A 14,442-nucleotide genomic window follows, 5' to 3' on the forward strand; every position below is an offset into this window, starting at 1 on the left:
TATCAATTTTATTGCCCCCTTTCTTTCAGTACCTTTTTGCCCTGACACGTAACAGGACCACTACTGCTAACACGAAACCAAGAATCCATAAAACGCTGGAAAAATTAAACAATGCCTGTTGCCTTGCTTTGATTGGATGTGGGTCACGGATTCCGCCTTCTGTATGGATTAGCTGATTCCATTTCTCATATATCGTTAAGGCAGGACTGTAGAGAAAAAGATTGCCAAGCTGCTGATCAGCTAATACGCTGCCAAAAGCTGAGCTATATTCATAAGGCTCATCACTGACACCATCTTGATCAAGATCAACTGCCGTATGATCAGACCAAGTGTTTCCAATTTCCTCCACGCTCCAATCATTGGCATCTTCTCCACCGTTGGTCGTGTATTGCAGATTGTTATCCAGTATTTTATTTTCCGTAAACTGGTTATCGATAGAACTACTCCAGACATTAAGGCCAATCTGATTATTTGAAATATGATTCCCTTTTATAAGGTTCCGGTTCGACTGATCCATAAAGATTCCCTTTTGATTAAAGTAGATTTCGTTTTTTTCAATCCTTGTATCGTTAGCCGTCTGTAGTAAAATACCAAATGATTGCATATGGTGATGATCGTAAAATTGATTTTTCACCAATGTGACTCGGTCTGAGTACATGATAGCTGCTCCACCTATATTATCTGTGAATACATTTTCATAAAATTCGTTATCATCTGAATACATATAGTGGAGACCGTACCGCGTGTTCGTGACATGATTTTGTTTTATACGATTGTTTCCGGAAAAAGAAAAATATACCCCGTCCCTAGATCCGTCAATCGTATTATCCTTAATCACGTTTTTGGATGAATGAAACAAATGAATACCATTACCACGGCGGGATTGATTCCATTCCTGATTACCAAGAATCTTGTTGCCAGTTAATTTATTTCCTTTGTTTTCGTTTAAATAAATACCATGCAAACTATCCTTAATGGTTGTATTGATGACTTGATTGTTGTCGGAATATATTTTAATACCGGCATCATCATCGTCAAGAACAGAACCGCTATTTTTAATAGTAACGTTCTTTAGTGTAATGCCATCATGCTTAATGGTGATGACATTTCCATCACCAGTTCCTTTTATGACTGTCCCTTTCGTTCCTTTGAGAATAACCGGCTTATCAATAACGACATTTCCTTGATAAACACGATCCTGAAGTTGAATAACGCTGCCTGGCTTTGCTTGTTCCAATAATGTTTGGATAGAAGGAAGCTCCTTTGCAAAAGAAGTTCCCGGTAACAACGTGATCATAACACCAAGGATAGTGATGAATATACCGAATCGCTTAATCATGGTTTGCCTTTCCTTTCCAGAGTACAAGCAACAACAAAAGGATGCCTAATCCGACAAACCCCGTCCCATAGGAAAAGAACGAAAACGTTTCAAAATTAGCCAACTGATTCGTTCCAAAAATAGGTGGTGTGAAAGGTTCAATTTCGATAGGGGCGTTTGGTGACAAATTCGTCCCGAATGCATGCAACCAGCGATAAATATCATAAATCCCGACCGCCGCAAGTACCAGCACAATTCCCGTCCAAACAGCAAGCAATGTACGATTTCGGATAAGGGCAACGATTATTGTTAATAAGGCAACAGCACCTACAATATAGGCGAGGAACCCCAATTCCGGGAAAGAAGCTTCACTAAACTTTTCCATCCCAATATAATGGTTCAAACCATTGATTATGTCAATATCACCTTCCATTTTATAGGGATAAACCCACATATATAATCCTTCTTTATATTGTGGGGCAATCAACCGCAATGCCCACCACGGAAAAAAGATGGATACAGCAAAACTTAAGCCTGCGATCATCAGTCCAATCATACCCTTAAAGCTAATGCGCCCCATATTCTACGCCTCCTTTAATTTGAAGGGAGTCCTGTAATAGGACTCCACTCCAAAAGTTCAGTTCCATTTTACGAACCGGTATTCTCCTGTCACACAAATGTTCACAATTTATCCGCTTTATTTCGGTTCAACAAGAAGATACCCAGTCATTTCTTGGTGTAATGCCGAACAGAAATTCGTACAGTAAATAGGGAACGTTCCTGATTCATCCACTTCAACCTTCAACGTCTTCGTATAGCCTGGTTGAATTTCAAAGTTTTCATTGTATCCGTTAATTCCAAACCCATGTGTAATATCTTCATCTTGGTCGATATTGGTTATATGGAAATAAACCGTATCTCCTTCTTTAGCTTCGACGACATCCGGTCTATCACTTTCTGCATCGAATACAAATCGTGACCGCAATGCAACTCCGTAAACGTGCAACTCATCACCTTCACGTTCAATATGCGCATCATCCGTGCTCCAAACAGCATTTTCGCGGTCTGTATCTTTTTCGGCTACTTCCGTTGTTTCAATCTTGTCTGCATCGATAATTTGGGCGTAATGCGGCTCCGGCTGTGATGGTGTATTGGCAACAAGTTCCATTTTTTCGCCACTGATATCAATCAGATCCATACTTTCCGGGTGAGATGGGCCAACCGACAGATATTGGTCTTTTGATATTTTGTTTAAGGAGACGAGCCATTCACCACCCGGGTTAGTCGTATCACCGCCAACTGCTGCCAAATGTCCTGATGAATACGAAATTTCCGTTTTATCGATGACTTTGCCGGAATCAAGATTCCACTTGACCACTTGAGAATCAATAAACAGCCCGGTATACGCATTACCTTTATCATCGAACTGCGTATGGAGCGGTCCCAATCCGACTTCAATTTCTTTGTCAATAACGCTGTCGTAATTTAAGACAGGTAGTCCTTGTGCTTCTCCTTGGAAGTCTTCGTTTTTTATGGCTTCCTTCGCTTTTTCGACACTAAACACCGATGTCGTTGGTGATAGTTTTCCGTTTGCGACAAAATAATCGCCATCCGGTGTTACGTCAACCCCGTGTGGTGATTTCGGAGCGGGAACTAAATAAATCGATCCGGAATTTTCTTCAGGGTCAAACATTTTTACACCATTGACCTCGGTGTAATTACCCTTTTCTACTTCCTTCGCCATCTCCTCCCAATTAAACATCACGATATAATCGCGATCGTTTTGCGATGCGTTGATTTCCAAGGTAGTAGTTGCTTCCTCCGTATTATATGTTGAAAGGAAGCCCCATCCATCGGATTTGTTTTTTCCTGCGTCTGATAAATCATAAGACCATGGCGGCAACATTACCTGAAAGGCAACATCTATCTGATTGTTCTTGAAGTCAGGTTTTAAAGCCGTCATCACACCTTTATACGTATCACTATACTCGTCAAGATCGGCATATTCACCACCGATTGGTACACTGAAACGTGTCGGTGCAAAGAAATATTCTGAATTAGGCGTTACAAATGCTGCACAATGCGGACCGGAAACGTTGGGAATTTCCTTTATATCAGTTGTTTCAAATGTTTCTAAATCAACATATGCAGCCCTGTTGTTTCCGACATCGGTTGCAAACAATGCACGTCCGTCATAATCTCCCTCTGTTTCGGAAATGGCCGGATGGTGGAAATCCCCCCATTTGTATCCGCCAAGCATTTCTTTCGATTCTTCTTCAAACCCATAACCGGTAGCAGGGTCCGGGCTGAATACAGGTACTTGACGGATCAAACGCATGGATGGAAGTCCGTACACAAACAGCTGCCCGGAATGTCCTCCAGAGGCCATCATGTAATAATCATCTAGTTCACCCGGTGCAACGTAAACCTTTTCAGCATTTGATTTGTTCGTTGCATCGGAATTAGCAGTATCATTTGCCGCGGTATTGCCAAAAACAAGAAATGCCACCAGCAAACCCAATGCTATTCCAGTAATGCCATAAAGGACTTTCAATTGTTTCATCAAGTTTTACCTCCTTATTCCGCTGCTTTTTTCAGCGCTTCAATAATGGCTTCTCTTTCCTCATCCTCTAAAGGATTATCACTTATAACTGTTGACATCACTGCAGATGTAGGTTCCTTCAAAAATTCTTCCAGTGGTTTTCCATGTTTATCCTCCACTACATTATATGCATTGGAAAGGTCAGGGCCAGTAGTTCCCCCTTCTGCACCAAGTGATTCGACTGCATGGCAAGATAAACAATTATTTCTGCTTAGCGGTTCAGCCTCGGCAGGTACACTTGTCTCTTCTTCACCCTCTGATGCTTGATCATCCGTTGCACCCTGTCCATCAGAAGAATCTGTATCATTTGCCTTCTCTTCCTGATTTCCGGTGTCTTGTCCGCCTTGATCCGCGGTGCTATTACCACCAAAGAACAAATAACCTGCTGCAAACGCAACAATGAAACCTGCGATGAAAATAATACTATTCACCTTCATTCATTATCACCTCCATTAAAATTCAAATAATCATATTAGCAGCCTATTTAATCGGGTGCAAGTTAAAAAGCAGCTGCTTTATGATTAATCATAGTTCCCATGATAAAAAAGAAAAACAAAAAGAATCACTATAAAAGTGTGAAGGATTTGGCATTTACAAATAGGAACTTCTCCTATGTCTTTTGCGCAATAAAAAAACCAGACACATCAAAATGTTTGGCACATAAGGGATGAGCAATACTTATATATTTTTTTCCCTAAAGTATTTCCAATTATGAATGGTAATTTGTCTTTTATTCAGCGTCATAATTCCGTCACACTTCAATTTCTTAAAAACTTGAGATACCGTTTCCCGACTTGTACTGGATAGTTTTGCTAACTCCGTCATCGTCATTGGTATATCAATAACTAAACAATCACCTTGGTTGACTGAAAAATTTTGAACTAGGTAATTAAGTGCTTGTTCGACCCTATCAGAGGCAAAATTAGTCGAGACTGTCTGTAACCGATCCTGATGCCGCTTCGTCAGTTGGTCTAATTTTTTAATAACGAGCATGAGTTGCTCCGTGTTATATCTAATCAGCGATTCAAATTCTGTAACCGGAAGATAATAGACACTGACATCAGTTAAAGCGTATGCAGAATAACGATAGTTTTCCTCTGTAAACAAACCAACATATGGGAAAAGTTCATTCGGTTTCACATAATTAATATATAGCATATTTGCTTCCTGGTTTGTCTTTTCCAATTTAATATAGCCTTTTTTCAAAAAGAAGAACTTTCCCCTTTTATCCCCTTCCGCAAATAATTGTTGGTTTTTTTTGTACGTTCTTCTATTCAAAACAAGTTTAAATCTTTTCAATTCGTCATCACTAAAAAAAGACAAAAAGTCAAAATCAGTTAATTCCTCTTCCAACTTACTCATCGTAAATTCACCCCCTTATTAAAGCTTACAATTGTATCTTACCACCAAATCGCTATTAGCAAACAACCACTTAATATAATTGTTGAAAAACGGACAAAACTTATTTTTAAGGGACAACGCTTAACAAACAGATAAAGTGAAATTTCATTATTGAAATGACTTTATCCACCACCAGTATGTGCCGACCCTTTTTGACAAATATTGCCCGGGAAATATCCCTGTTTACTATTGGTAATAAATAAAAAATTAAAAATTAATTATATGCCCTTGAAAACCTTTGGATAAATGGATATAATAAATATCGTAATCAATGGGGCATTAGCTCAGTCGGGAGAGCGCATCGCTGGCAGCGATGAGGTCATCGGTTCGAGCCCGATATGCTCCATCCATTTATAAAGTTAGGTCAGCAACTAAAATTGCTGGCCTTTTTTACGCTTTGAAAAAGTATAAATTTTAAACTCCGAAAAGTATGATCGTCATAGTACCTTAAATTCAATGCTAAACTGCAGCGAACTTCCCTCACTGACCCTCCTTGATCAGTTATGCCATATCGCGTGCATTTCTCGTATTATTTGTTAGTTGGCGAATGGTCTTCCAGTTCATAGATGTTCTGGAAACGTAAGCATGTTTTCACTGACTTCATTTGTTCATGAACAAGTATTTTGATTTCAACAGCCATTTTTATTATAATATCGACTATTATGTACTTTACGGTAGGAGGAGCACATGTAATGACAACTGATATAAAAGATTTTCGTCAGCTTGATTATGATATTGACTCAATCTATATCAAGCGCTGGTCGCCACGTTCATTTCAGGAAAAGGAAGTGCCTGAAAACGTGCTAATGAATATATTTGAAGCAGCTCGCTGGGCACCTTCCGCCATGAATATCCAGCCGTGGCGATTCATTGTCGCACGTACAAAAGAAGACAGAGAAAAATTTCACTCCTTCATCATGGATGGAAACCGGAAGTGGTGTGAAAAAGCACCTGTCCTGACACTAATTATTTCTGATAAGCAGGATTACACACATGCTTTTGACACTGGTGCCGCATGGGGGTATTTATCCTTGCAAGCGGCAAAAGAGGGACTTATTACTCATGGCATGGGTGGTTTCTATAAAGATAAAGCGCGTGAGGTATTAAACATCCCGGAAGAATATGACATCCAGGCGCTTGTTGCCATTGGATATCAAGGAGAGAAAGCAGCACTTCCCGAAGAACTACAGGCACGTGAGAAACCATCCGACCGACGCCCGGTACAGGAGTCGATTATGGAAGGCACATTTATATAATAGGCATATGTTTTGTCGTGATGTGTGAGCAGGCCGGTATGATTCCCGGTCTTTTTTACAAGCTGAATCAATTTCAAAGGTGCTAATTTCCACAAAATACACGAACCTTAACGATTGATTCAGCGGGCAAACAAACTAACTTTCGGGTTCACGCAAACGCATACAAGGTCGGCATCAAAGTGATTTGCAACACAAACACAACCACTGCAAATGTGCTATAATCATGTACAATAAGTTTGCTTTCACATTGCACGGGGGCGCCTATGAATAAATGGTTCATTTTTAACTTTCTATTACTTGTACTGGCAGTATGGCAAATTACCGAAAGAACCCAATTGCCGATTATACCGATACATATTGCATTCGGAGCGGCTGGGATGTTTCTTTTCCTGTTTAACTGGACGCGACATGCGGTGTTCTCAACCATCCGCAACACGACTAATAAACAGACAAAAATTAAATTAGCCAACATGTCGAAAAAAATCGTGCCATATCATCGTTGGATCGGAACAACAGCACTTATTTTAATCAGTATCCATGCCACGCTGGTAATAAACTTATTTGGTCCGGATTTTGAAAATATGAAATTGCTAAGCGGTCTGCTGGCGGGTGCTGTGTTAGGGGCGATGGTTATAAGCGGCTGGCTGCGGCTGATTTGGCCTTCTGTTACAAAACGAATGGTTCATATATGGCTCGGGATTACATTATTTTTCCTTATAGCTATTCACTTGATCATGTGATTTGTTCAGTAAATGAAAAATCCAGCTGATACCTTTCCAGCTGGACTTTTATCTTTTCTATTTGACTCCTTCCGGCCAATGCAGATCATGTTCTTCCACACTCGTAATCTCGTTATTTTCATCGACAAAGACTACCTTTGGCTTGAGACCTGCAATTTCTTCCTCTGTCATGAGCCCTTGACTTAATATAATGACCAGATCACCCGGGGAAAATATATTGGCTGGCGGTCCATTCAGGCAAATCCGCCCTGATCCCTCCGGCGCCGGGATAGCATATGTCTTCCATCTTGCCGCATTTTTCAAATTGGCAATCTGTACCATTTCGTATGGCTTAATATCCGCTTCCTTCATTAACTTTTCATCTATCGTGATACTACCGACGTAATCCAAATCAGCCTCGGTGACTGTCGCTCTATGAATCTTTCCTTTGCACATCATACGTTGCATCAAGCATACCTCCTCAAAATATCGTCCTCTACACTCTATAACACATGCAAGCGAAATAAGGGAATAGATTCATTGCCCTTGTGAAACGTGTGTGGTAAAGTCCGCCAACAGTCTTGCCCCGTAGCCGGTTGCTGCCTTGGTATAGTAACCATTCGCTTCACTCTCCATCGTTCCCGCCATATCCACATGCAGCCATTTACTCGCTTCCGGAACAAAGCGCCGTAGGAATAATGCGGCAACAATAGAGCCTGCCTCCGCTTTTTGACTTGTATTATTAAAATCGGCATAATCGCTTGCTAAATAGCGGTCATACGCATCAATCAATGGCATTGGCCAAATGAAATCACCATTCTCCCGGCCGATATATTTCATCTCATCCGCAAGTTTCTCGTCACCAAATACCCCAGCAATTTTTGTACCCAAAGCGTTGACAATAGACCCGGTCAACGTTGCAATATCCACCACATATTCAGCATTTAATTCACCAGCACGAATAAGCCCGTCTGCCAGAATGAGTCTTCCTTCTGCATCGGTATTACCGACTTGGACATTTAAACCATTTTTATACTGAATGACATCGCCTGGTATAACCGCGTTACGATCTGGGATATTCTCGACAATCGGAATAAGTGCAACGACGTTCACGTTGGCCTTTGCATTTGCCAACAGCTTCATTGCACCTGCGACAGCGGCCGCACCGCCCATGTCAAATCGCATATTGCTCAAATCTTTTCCCCTTTTTAGGCTAATACCGCCAGTATCAAAGGTTACACCCTTTCCAACAAGTGCGACGAGCGGTTTGGAGCTATCTCCCTGGTAGACAAGCTCGGCAAAAGCTGGTGGGTGTTTACTGCCCCGGCAGACAGTCAGCACACCATTCATTTCCCTTTTTTCTATTTCATCTTTGTCATAGACGGACACTTTGACATCTGTACCGGCAAATTCCTCTTTTAAAATAGAAGGAAAGGTTGTCGGATTTAATGCAGCTGCAGGTTCATTCATTAAATCACGCGAAAATGCTGTCGCTTCAGCACGGATAGTACCAGATGCAGCAAACGACTGGATCTTTTCATTGTTCCCGCTAATTTGCAATGTTGTTTGAAAGAGGCTTTCTTTTGAATGGTATGTTACAAACTGATATGACCCTAACTGCCAACCTTCTGTAAAGGCCGTTACAACTGCTTCTGCTGATAACGTGTGAAATGCTTCAATTAATTTATTTCCGTTAATAACGGCATTTTCTACTTGAAGCTCTTGCAACATGCGGGCAAGTGTACCGGCAATCATCCGCACCTTTTCAGACGACTGCCCAGCTGCATCAATCTTTTTTATGACTGCATACAAGCTTCCGTCAATAAAAACAGTCGTAACGTCTCCCTTGCTGTTCTCTACATATCCTTTCACAGATTCATTATCTTCCATTTGCGCATCATCTGTAAACACAATCATTACACTTTTCCCCATTTATTTTCTATCCTCCCCTGCTGCTTATGGAAAACAGGTCAATCAAGCATCAGTTTTATCGCTAAATTTTATATTTTCTTATCCCTTCTAATAGTCTGATAGGACATTACTTACTGATTACCAAAAACGACTCATTCAGAAAACCATCCGGTTGGCTCCGGCTGTAAATTGATGTTGATTTGCTTTACTTCTTGAAATTCCTCTAGTCCATGTTTACCAAGTCCACGGCCGATACCGCTCTGTTTGTATCCGCCCCATGGAAAATCGTTAAAATTAGTATGATATGTGTTGATCCACGTGATTCCGGCACGCACTTTCTTGATGACGCGCATCGCTTTGGCATTATCTTGGGTGAAGACACTGCCGGCCAGCCCATAATCCGTGTTATTAGCAACCCGAATCGCATCCTGTTCATCCTTGAACGTCTGGAACACAGCGACCGGACCAAAGATTTCCTCTTGAACAATGCTCATTTCCTCTGTCGTGTCGGTAAAGGCGGTAGGTTCGACAAAATAACCGTCCTTCAATGCATCAGTTTCGATGCGGTTACCGCCGCAGACAAGTTTCGCCCCTTCTTCCTTGCCTTTAGTAATATACGATAGAACTTTATTCATATGGTCCTCACTGACAAGCGGTCCCATTTCAGATGCTGGATCATTTCCCGGACCTACAGTGATTTTTTTTGCCCGTTCAGCAAACCGCTCAACGAAGGCATCATGAATGCTTTCCTCAACTAGAATGCGCGATCCGGATGAACAGACCTGTCCCGCACCAAAGTAAATACCAAACAGAGCGTGGTCGACCGCCGTATCCAGATTCGCATCCGAAAAGACAATATTCGGTGATTTGCCTCCAAGCTCCAGTGAAATCTTTTTCAAATTGCCAGCAGCGGATTTCATAATGGCCCGGCCTGTTTCCGTACCGCCCGTAAACGAAATTTTGTCAACATCACGACTGGTAGCTAATTCATTTCCGACAATCGCGCCATGCCCCAACAGCAGATTGACAGCCCCATCCGGGAACCCTACTTCATTAAAAATGTCGAACATCTTCACAGCCGTAACCGGTGTGACTTCAGACGGTTTTAGGATGATCGTGTTGCCGGCAGCCAAAGCCGGAGCTATTTTCCATACACTCATCAGAAGCGGAAAATTCCACGGGACAATCAGGCCGCAGACACCGACTGGTTCATGGACGACCGTCGTGTGAATTGACTCCGGCGCATCGGCTGCTTGTCCCTCTGGTGCGCGGATTAGTCCGGCATAATACCGGAAACAATCGGCAGCTTCCGTTACGTCAAAACCTGCTTCCGTGTGTGTTTTGCCATTGTCCAGCGTTTCCAACCGGGCAAGTTCATCATGATTCTCTTCCAATTTAGCGGCAACCTTGTATAGATAATCCGCTCGTTCGGCAGGTGCCATGCGCGGCCAGGAACCTTCTCCATTCTGAAACGCTCTTTTAGCTGAACGAATCGCTTCCTTAGCGTCGTCGACCGTTCCTTCTATCGCTTCGGCAATCACTTCCCCATTCGCCGGATTGCTAATCAATCGTCGTTCGCTTTCGTTTGTGTTTTTCCATTTTCCGTCTATGTACATGGATAATTGCATCATGTCGCTAGAACCATCTCCTCTCGTGTTGTTTACTTCCATGTTCAGTCAAAGCTTGTAACATCAATCTTGAACTAGAATTGTCCTGAATTCATTCATTTAAATTTTTCCCTTTTTCTAACAATAATAGTTTAGCTGTTCTTTCTAATTTCGTCAAACTGACATGTGCGTTTTTTCAGGGAAATTTGACAAGTCAGCTGTTCATGTTAAGATGTTTTACTAAAGGTTCACATAGGTTGGCCTAATGTGAATTAAATTAAAAATCAGAATTGTAAAAGGAGGGTAGTCTCATAAATTCATAGAGTATGATGTAACATAGAAAAATAGTCATGGAGGTTACTTAATGAATACGACAAAACAGAAAAGCTTTACATCCGCAGACGTGATTGTTAACGAATTGGTCCAAGCTGGTGTAGAAGTTGTTTATGGCATTGTCAGCATTCATAACATGCCAATTTATGATGCAATCGTAAGGGAAGGCAGTATACGCGTTATTGCTGCACGAGGTGAGAGCGGTGCCGTCAATATGGCGGATGGCTATGCGAGGTCAACCGGAAAGCTCGGAGTTGTACTGACAAGCACGGGAGCTGGAGCTGGCAATGCGGCTGGCGCGCTGACGGAATCCTGGAACCAGGGTACACCACTATTACATATTACCGGTGAGGTCGCCGCTGACTATATCGGAACTGGCAAGCGGTACATTCATGAGTGTAAGGATCAGCTTGCCATGATGGAGGGTGCTTCTAAGCGAGCTCATCTACTAAGGCAACCAAATCAGACCGCTGCACTTATTCAAACAGCAATAAACGAAGCGGCAACTCCACCTTTAGGGCCGGTTACCATTTCCATTCCTACCGATTTGCAAACGGCCATCATTCCGGAAAACACGATGTTAACACCAGACAAAGCTGCCAGTGGCATGACATATGACAATCATAAGGATACGATTGATCTGCCGGATACATTAATCGAAAAAATTGCCCAATCCAAGCGGCCGGTTATTTGGGCTGGTGGTGGCGTAATTACCTCTGGTGCATCGGATGAGCTCCAACAATTGGTGGAACGTTTGCAGCCGGCAGTCGTCACTAGTGAATCAGGTAAAGGCTCCATTCCGGAAAACCATTCACTCTGTATTGGCAATTTCACCACCGAAACAGAAGTGGAATCACTGTTTCAGCAATCCGACTTGCTAATTAGCATTGGTACCCGTTTTCGCGGCGAAGAAACAAATGACTGGACAATACCACTGCCTAATGAACACATTACTATCAACGCTGATCCGAAAAGCTTGTATCTCAACTATACCCCGTCTCATGCACTTCTAGGAGACGCCAAACAGATTTTGCAACACCTTAACCATAAGCTAAGAGAAAAACATATCACGCGAGATCAAGCGTATCTGGACGAAATTAAAGCTATCCGAAACAATGTACGTACAGCACTACAAGATGCGGTAGCTCCATACGATGCATTTGCTGATGAAATGCGCCACTTGATGCCGGATAATGCAATCTTAGTTCGTGATGTAACGATGCCCGCCTACATTTGGGGGAACAAGCTGATTGAAACCTATGCGCCACGAACATCCATTTTCGCTTCCGGTGGTGGAATCGGTCAAGGTCTGCCAATGGCTATCGGGGCACAGATGGCTGATGAAGATCGTACGGTTGTGTTAATGGCTGGAGATGGCGGGTTTATGGTAAATGCCGGAGAACTTGCTACGGCCGCACAAGAAAATCTTCCTCTTGTCATTGTGTTGTTTCATGATGGTGGATATGGGATTTTGCGCTACTTGCAGACAGCAGCCTATGGCAGGACAAGGGCGGTTGATTTGAATTATCCGGATTTTGCCATGATGGCTGCGTCCATGGGCTTCACAGCAGAAAAGGTCGATTCCGCTGAAACCTTTGGTAAAGCATTTGATAATGCCATCAGCCAAAGAAAACCAACCATGATTATTGTCGATATGGAAGCAGTCGGCCCAACCAACAAACCATACGAAGAATCCGAAGCCTATATCGACTCCTTCAGACCCGGAAATTAAAACGGGACAAGGGGACAGGCTTGTTGGCCCACCATTTCCTTCCATTATTGGTCTGAGCTATTAGAATTTCTGTCTAATAGGTAACAAACAATAAAATGAAATGCCAATCAGTAGGGGTCTTTACTTCCACTGATTGTTAGCTGAGCAAATCAGGGATAGTGCATTTGTTAATTAAAATAGCAAGGGAGTGTGTTTATAAGCTCTCTTGCTATTTTTTAGCAATGAGTGCTCGATTACAGCAAAGAAACAGAGCTAAAGGCACTCATGTCCAATGATGCTAATAAATTTACTTGTACTACGACGCAAAGCACATCGCGTTTTAACTTACGCAGTTACTCAACACCTTCGTATTTCTGGTTCAACCACGGATGAAAATCGGCGCACTGCGATCCCTTCATGCTTGCATTCAGTTCTTTATCCGTCCGTCTCCATGTCAATCCCATTAATGGTCCATCTTCCATTCAACGCTCGTCAAGCATTATGATAACAGCAAAATAGGGACAAGCAACCTGTCCCTATTTCGCTACATCCTTTATTCTTATGCTGAGTGGTGGTGTTTGCTGGCGAGCTGTTGGATCATTGGGAGTGTGCTAATGTCCATATTGCCGCCGCTAACGACAATGCCGCAATGATCGGATTTAATTTTGCTGTTATGTGCGAACAGAGCTGCCAATGCAGCGGCGCCAGCCCCTTCAAGCAATGTTTTATTCCGCTCTAACATATAAACGGTAGCCGCGGCAATTTCTTCATCACTAACGGTAACTATGTCATCAACATATCTTCTTATTAGCGGCAATGTCCGCTCACCAGGCTTTTTCACTGCAATCCCTTCAGCAATCGTCGATACCTTGTCAAGACGAGTCACTTGCCTGTGACAATAACTTTTATACATGGCCGATGCGCCAGCTGCCTGAACACCAATCACCTTAACGTGTGGATGCTTATACTTAACTGCACTCGCTATCCCGCTGATCAGTCCACCACCGCCGATTGGTACAATGATGGTATCAATTCGATCTTCCTGCTGCAGCATTTCAATGGCAACCGTTCCCTGGCCCGCCATAATGTCATAGTCATCAAACGGATGAATGTATTCTGCACCTGTCTGCATTTGCCGTTTCATCGAAGCTTCGTACGCTTCCTGAAATGATTCACCTGTCAAGACAACCTCTGCACCATACGCCTGTGTAGCGTTGACCTTGGCTGCAGGGGTTTTTTCCGGCATGAAAATAGTTGCCTTTGCGTTTAGCTTCGCGGCGGCATTTGCTACACCCTGTGCATGATTTCCTGCCGAAGCCGCAATTACCCCATTTTTCAACTTTTCATTCGACAGTTGCATCAGTTTAAAACTGGCGCCCCTGAATTTAAATGCACCGGTTTTTTGCTGATTCTCCATTTTAAAGTAAACATGTTTTCCCACTAACTTATTGGTCGTTTCGGATCTTATTATAGGTGTGCGGTGGACAACAGTTGCTAATCGGTCCATCGCCACATCAGCCATGTTATTTAGCTCGCAATTCCCAACAGATTCACTCTCCTCTAATAATGGTCTGTTATTGTCAC

The 14,442-nt window shown here is 42.6% G+C and carries 12 protein-coding genes and 1 tRNA gene; 4 read left to right on the forward strand and 9 right to left on the reverse strand.

Features of this window, described 5'->3' with window-relative positions; translation table 11 throughout:
• Window positions 1–25: 25 nt before the first annotated feature.
• From nosD to FFL34_RS04880, 5 genes are all read right to left on the reverse strand, one after another.
• Window positions 26–1,339, reverse strand: coding sequence for a nitrous oxide reductase family maturation protein NosD (gene nosD, locus FFL34_RS04860; RefSeq protein ID WP_138601991.1), 1,314 nt, complete (start codon window positions 1,337–1,339; stop codon window positions 26–28).
• A complete protein-coding gene (locus tag FFL34_RS04865; RefSeq protein WP_138601993.1) occupies window positions 1,332–1,898 on the reverse strand; it encodes a hypothetical protein in 567 nt (188 codons plus the stop codon). The genes nosD and FFL34_RS04865 overlap by 8 nt, the downstream gene beginning before the upstream one ends.
• 117 nt (window positions 1,899–2,015) lie before the next feature.
• On the reverse strand, window positions 2,016–3,881 hold the full coding sequence (gene nosZ / locus FFL34_RS04870; RefSeq protein ID WP_138601995.1) for a Sec-dependent nitrous-oxide reductase: 1,866 nt from the start codon (window positions 3,879–3,881) through the stop codon (window positions 2,016–2,018).
• Window positions 3,882–3,895: 14 nt separating this feature from the next.
• Window positions 3,896–4,357 carry a c-type cytochrome gene (locus FFL34_RS04875; RefSeq protein ID WP_138601997.1) on the reverse strand — a complete coding sequence of 154 codons (462 nt, stop codon included), beginning with the start codon at window positions 4,355–4,357 and terminating at the stop codon, window positions 3,896–3,898.
• A gap of 241 nt (window positions 4,358–4,598) precedes the next feature.
• Complete coding sequence (locus tag FFL34_RS04880; RefSeq protein ID WP_138601998.1) at window positions 4,599–5,282, reverse strand: Crp/Fnr family transcriptional regulator; 684 nt, start codon at window positions 5,280–5,282, stop codon at window positions 4,599–4,601.
• Window positions 5,283–5,594: 312 nt separating this feature from the next.
• Between FFL34_RS04880 and FFL34_RS04885 the strand changes: the two genes are divergently transcribed.
• The 3 genes from FFL34_RS04885 to FFL34_RS04895 all read left to right on the forward strand — a co-directional run bounded on the left by FFL34_RS04885 (window position 5,595) and on the right by FFL34_RS04895 (window position 7,317).
• Window positions 5,595–5,667 (forward strand) — tRNA-Ala (locus tag FFL34_RS04885).
• A 346-nt stretch (window positions 5,668–6,013) separates the two neighbouring features.
• Window positions 6,014–6,577, forward strand: a complete 564-nt coding sequence (locus tag FFL34_RS04890) for a nitroreductase family protein (protein WP_138602000.1) — start codon at window positions 6,014–6,016, stop codon at window positions 6,575–6,577.
• 263 nt (window positions 6,578–6,840) lie between these two features.
• Complete coding sequence (locus FFL34_RS04895; protein WP_138602002.1) at window positions 6,841–7,317, forward strand: hypothetical protein; 477 nt, start codon at window positions 6,841–6,843, stop codon at window positions 7,315–7,317.
• A gap of 57 nt (window positions 7,318–7,374) precedes the next feature.
• Here FFL34_RS04895 and panD read toward each other — a convergent pair whose 3' ends face one another.
• The 3 genes from panD to FFL34_RS04910 all read right to left on the reverse strand — a co-directional run bounded on the left by panD (window position 7,375) and on the right by FFL34_RS04910 (window position 10,838).
• Complete coding sequence (gene panD / locus FFL34_RS04900; protein WP_138602004.1) at window positions 7,375–7,764, reverse strand: aspartate 1-decarboxylase; 390 nt, start codon at window positions 7,762–7,764, stop codon at window positions 7,375–7,377.
• A gap of 69 nt (window positions 7,765–7,833) precedes the next feature.
• Window positions 7,834–9,228 carry a M17 family metallopeptidase gene (locus FFL34_RS04905; protein WP_138602005.1) on the reverse strand — a complete coding sequence of 465 codons (1,395 nt, stop codon included), beginning with the start codon at window positions 9,226–9,228 and terminating at the stop codon, window positions 7,834–7,836.
• A gap of 131 nt (window positions 9,229–9,359) precedes the next feature.
• A complete protein-coding gene (locus FFL34_RS04910; protein ID WP_138602007.1) occupies window positions 9,360–10,838 on the reverse strand; it encodes an aldehyde dehydrogenase family protein in 1,479 nt (492 codons plus the stop codon).
• A 340-nt stretch (window positions 10,839–11,178) separates the two neighbouring features.
• Between FFL34_RS04910 and FFL34_RS04915 the strand changes: the two genes are divergently transcribed.
• The gene (locus FFL34_RS04915; protein WP_138602009.1) at window positions 11,179–12,879 is read left to right on the forward strand and encodes a thiamine pyrophosphate-binding protein; all 1,701 of its coding nucleotides are present in this window, start codon (window positions 11,179–11,181) and stop codon (window positions 12,877–12,879) included.
• Window positions 12,880–13,417: 538 nt separating this feature from the next.
• Here the strand turns inward: FFL34_RS04915 and ilvA are convergent.
• Window positions 13,418–14,365, reverse strand: coding sequence for a threonine ammonia-lyase (gene ilvA, locus FFL34_RS04920; RefSeq protein ID WP_138604674.1), 948 nt, complete (start codon window positions 14,363–14,365; stop codon window positions 13,418–13,420).
• Window positions 14,366–14,442: the final 77 nt, after the last annotated feature.

The sequence above is a fragment of the Lentibacillus cibarius genome (assembly GCF_005887555.1).
GTDB lineage: Bacteria > Bacillota > Bacilli > Bacillales > Amphibacillaceae > Lentibacillus > Lentibacillus cibarius.

What these genes read in the sequence shown, in the direction of transcription:
- FFL34_RS04865 (WP_138601993.1), bottom strand. Translation starts at nt 1,898, where the DNA reads ATGGGGCGCATTAGCTTTAAGGGTATGATTGGACTGATGATCGCAGGC.
- FFL34_RS04905 (WP_138602005.1), bottom strand. Translation starts at nt 9,228, where the DNA reads ATGGGGAAAAGTGTAATGATTGTGTTTACAGATGATGCGCAAATGGAA.
- FFL34_RS04875 (WP_138601997.1), bottom strand. Translation starts at nt 4,357, where the DNA reads ATGAAGGTGAATAGTATTATTTTCATCGCAGGTTTCATTGTTGCGTTT.
- FFL34_RS04880 (WP_138601998.1), bottom strand. Translation starts at nt 5,282, where the DNA reads ATGAGTAAGTTGGAAGAGGAATTAACTGATTTTGACTTTTTGTCTTTT.
- nosD (WP_138601991.1), bottom strand. Translation starts at nt 1,339, where the DNA reads ATGATTAAGCGATTCGGTATATTCATCACTATCCTTGGTGTTATGATC.
- panD (WP_138602004.1), bottom strand. Translation starts at nt 7,764, where the DNA reads ATGCAACGTATGATGTGCAAAGGAAAGATTCATAGAGCGACAGTCACC.
- FFL34_RS04910 (WP_138602007.1), bottom strand. Translation starts at nt 10,838, where the DNA reads ATGATGCAATTATCCATGTACATAGACGGAAAATGGAAAAACACAAAC.
- FFL34_RS04890 (WP_138602000.1), top strand. Translation starts at nt 6,014, where the DNA reads ATGACAACTGATATAAAAGATTTTCGTCAGCTTGATTATGATATTGAC.
- nosZ (WP_138601995.1), bottom strand. Translation starts at nt 3,881, where the DNA reads ATGAAACAATTGAAAGTCCTTTATGGCATTACTGGAATAGCATTGGGT.
- FFL34_RS04895 (WP_138602002.1), top strand. Translation starts at nt 6,841, where the DNA reads ATGAATAAATGGTTCATTTTTAACTTTCTATTACTTGTACTGGCAGTA.
- FFL34_RS04915 (WP_138602009.1), top strand. Translation starts at nt 11,179, where the DNA reads ATGAATACGACAAAACAGAAAAGCTTTACATCCGCAGACGTGATTGTT.
- ilvA (WP_138604674.1), bottom strand. Translation starts at nt 14,365, where the DNA reads ATGGACCGATTAGCAACTGTTGTCCACCGCACACCTATAATAAGATCC.